The organism is Nocardioides sp. (assembly GCF_035429765.1).
Lineage (GTDB): Bacteria > Actinomycetota > Actinomycetes > Propionibacteriales > Nocardioidaceae > Nocardioides.
Map to the genome: position 1 here is coordinate 1 of NZ_DAOMFK010000195.1, position 3,323 is coordinate 3,323.

Sequence of the window (3,323 nt, forward strand, 5' to 3'; positions counted from 1 at the left end):
CCAGGTTGGGTAGGTTGTCCGGGTGTCCCGCCGTCCACGCAAGCGCCCCGACCACGGCCGCCAGGGCGAGCAACGCCCCAGCCGCCCACCGCGTCCACGCGCGGTCCCTGACCACCCGTCCGAGGAGGCGGCCGACCAGGACCTGATGCAGTCGCTGCGCCGCGCCCTGCGCAGCGACGACCCCCTGGACCTGCTGATGACGGTGTCGGGCATCCTCGAGGCCCTCGACCCGGGCCGGCGTCACCACCCCTTCGCAACCGACGAGGGTCCGAAGGTGACCCTGGCAGAGCTGGTGGCCTCCTTCGAGGCGGTCGACTTCGCCCAGACCACCGCGGTCCTGATGCTCATGTCGCACCTCGTCGACGACGAGGTCCTGAGCCAGCGGATCCGCCGCACCCTCACCCGGCGTACCCAGCCCATGCCCTCCTGGCTCACGGGGTTCGGCGACGCCCGGCTCGAGGGGACCGCACTGCTCACCGACCCGCTCGGTGACGGCGACGACTACCTCGTCGGGGTGCGGCTGGGGGACGGTACGTCGCTGTCGGCGCTGGTCTACGTGGACGCCAACCTCGGGCACGCGGTCAAGGACGCCTTCCTCGCCTCGGTTCCCCTGTCGGAGATGACGGCCCGGCTCGGCGAGCTGGGCGAGGACTCCGGCCAGCTCCCGGAGCCGGTCGATGCGGGACTCACCCGCGCCGTCGTCACTGAGGCCATGGCTCGGTCGGCGATGTTCTACCCACCCGTGGAGTCCGACACCTGGCCCATGTGCCGACCCCTCGTGCGGTGGGTGCTGCGGCTGCTGCCCGAGGGCACGGCGTACCCGCAGGAGCACGAGTGGACCCCCGAGGAGCAGGACGCGCTGCGCGACCGGTTCCTGGCGTCGCGCTGGGGTGCGGCGTACGCCGACGACGCCGACGCGCGCTATCTCGTGGAGACGGCCATCTGGCTGGGTACCTATGACGACGGCGACCCGATGCGGTGGAGCCCGGTGCGGGTGGAGATCCTGATGACCGACCGGTTCCCGCGGAAGGTCATGGCGAAGCCGGCCGAGGTCGCGTCCCTGCCCGCGGTGCTCGGTGACTTCGTCAGGTTCTGCCACGCCGACCGGGGCATCGCGGCGGAGCACACCGCCACCACGCTGGCCGCGATCGCCCACCACGAGCCGGAGTTCCAGCGACTGATCCGCTCCGACCGGCCCGACGGCGCGACGGCGCTGGCCCGGATGCTGCTCGACAGCTACCCGGAGGACGACGGCGACTGGCTCGACGACATCGTCGGCGGTCGTGGGAACCTGACGGACCTGACCGGCGACCCCCTCCCCGACGAGCCCTTCGAGTGGGCGGGCATCCCCGAGGACCTGCACGCCAAGGTGGCGGAGATCCTCGCGCTGTGCGACGAGGTGGCCGACGACCTTCTCGACGTCGAGCACCGTACGGCGCAGCGTCGCCTGCTGTCGCGGCTGGTCGCCGGGGACCCGGCGTACTTCCGCGGTCGCGCCGCGGCCCGCACGCACGCCGCCGCGGTGTGCTGGATGGTGGCCCGGGCCAACGACACGATCGGCGCGCACCGCAACCTGACCGGCACCGAGCTGATGGCGCCGTTCGGCGGAGGTACGCCGTCGCAGCGGGTGAACCGCTTCCTGCAGATCCTCGGCGTGGCCCCACGGATACCCGGTGAGTTCACCATGGAGGCACCCGACCTGCTGGTCGGGGAGTTCCGTCGGAGGCTGGTGGCGCAGCGGGAGCTGCTGCTGTCGTAGCGGGCGCTCGGTCCTGGGCTGCGGTTCCGCAGGCTGCCGCGGTTGGACCGAAACCGCATGGAATCCGCCGATTTGCCTGTCGTTTCGGTCCACTCGGCGGGGGGTGGCGGCCGCCCACTCAGGGTCGTCTGCCGCGCATGCCCCGGGTCAGCAGCACCTTGTAGGTGTTACGGACGGCCCGGTCGAACGCGCCGGGCTCGGCACGGCGTACCTGGTTGTCACGGCTGTACTCGGGGCGTGCCTCCCAGTGGTCGGTGCGCCACACCAGGTCTGGTCCGAAGATGACGCCGCTGTAGTCGTACTCGAAACCTTGCGCGGTGTAGATGCACCCCACCTGCTCGAACCCACCGGGGTCCGAGGCCCAGAACGGCCTTCCGGGTGCGGTGCCGACGCGCGTGTCCTTCGGGTTGTTCCAGGGACGCTCCCAGTCACCGATCTTGACGTCTGGGAAGAGGTAGTCCGCCTTCGGGCGGCTCCAGCTCCAGCAGTAGCCGGCTGAGATCCGTCCGGGGTAGCCCTGGTCCATCAGCGCACGGAGTCGCCCCTCCATCGAGGCAGGCGTGTCGGCCACGTCGAGCTCGAACGAGTCGTCCCCGCTCCACTCGGTCGGTCCTCCCGGTGCGAGCTCGAGGAGCCTCAGGACCCAGTCCTCGTACGCGCGGCTGCCTCCGCAGCGGAACTGGTCGTTGAGGTCGATCTGGGTGACCTCGCAGCCCATCCGCTCGGCGGCGTACACGATGTCACGCACGTTGCCGCGCTCTCCCGGCTTGACCACCTGGAACTCGTCCAGCAGGAACACCGGTACGCGGGCCGAGTCGATGAGGTCCTCCACCTGGGGGCGTCCCGTGCGTTTGGCCGCCGGAGTCCACCGGTTCGTGGAGGTCTCTCTGATCCGGTGGGCCTCGTCGTTGATCAGGACCTCCAGTCCGTTCTTCTCGGCGTCGACGAAGTTGTTGTAGTAGCTGAAGAGCGACTTCACACGTGGTGCCCTCTGGCCGGCGACCCTGCGCAGCGTCTGGGTGAAGGCGGACGAGCCGGTCGCGTGAAGGACGCTGCGCCCCCGCCTCGACAGCTCACCGAGGAGGCTGAGGGCGATCACGCTCTTGCCCGACCCAGGTCCACCCGTGACGATGACGACCTCCTTGGTCGTCGAGTGCCGTGCCCGCTCAACGGCCCGCATCACCATCGAGTAGGCCACCTGCTGCTCGTCGATCAGGACGAACTGCTTCCGCTCCTGGATCTCCTGGGCGGCCAGAGTCAGGAGCTGCTTGCTCGGCCGGATCGCCGCATTGAGCAGGTCGTCGGCGGCCTCCGCGCCCGGGTCGGGCGCCAGTACCGACCTGAGGAAGCCGAGGAACTCGGCTCGACGCTGACCGGTGAACATCCGTCGCGTTCGGCTCTGCGGGTAGTCCCACAGGCCGGCGACGTCGTCGTCCTTCGCGTTGTGGAGGTAGGCAACGCCCGCGAGCCGATCAGTCCCGCCGTCCAGGGCGGCGTTGAAGTCGGCGATGTAGTCGCAGTAGCCCCCCACCTGTGCTGCCGGGTGCAGGCGTCGACCGCGGCC

2 protein-coding genes are annotated in these 3,323 nt (G+C 70.4%); one reads left to right on the forward strand and one right to left on the reverse strand.

Going from position 1 to position 3,323, the window contains the following annotated elements; genetic code table 11:
* Positions 1-22: 22 nt before the first annotated feature.
* Positions 23-1,759: a hypothetical protein gene (locus PLP61_RS14200; protein WP_324503403.1), complete on the forward strand. Its 1,737-nt coding sequence runs from the start codon at positions 23-25 to the stop codon at positions 1,757-1,759.
* Positions 1,760-1,877: 118 nt separating this feature from the next.
* Here the strand turns inward: PLP61_RS14200 and PLP61_RS14205 are convergent.
* Positions 1,878-3,323, reverse strand: a 1,446-nt coding sequence (locus tag PLP61_RS14205; protein ID WP_324503404.1) for a DUF2075 domain-containing protein, incomplete at its 5' end; no start/stop codon positions are given.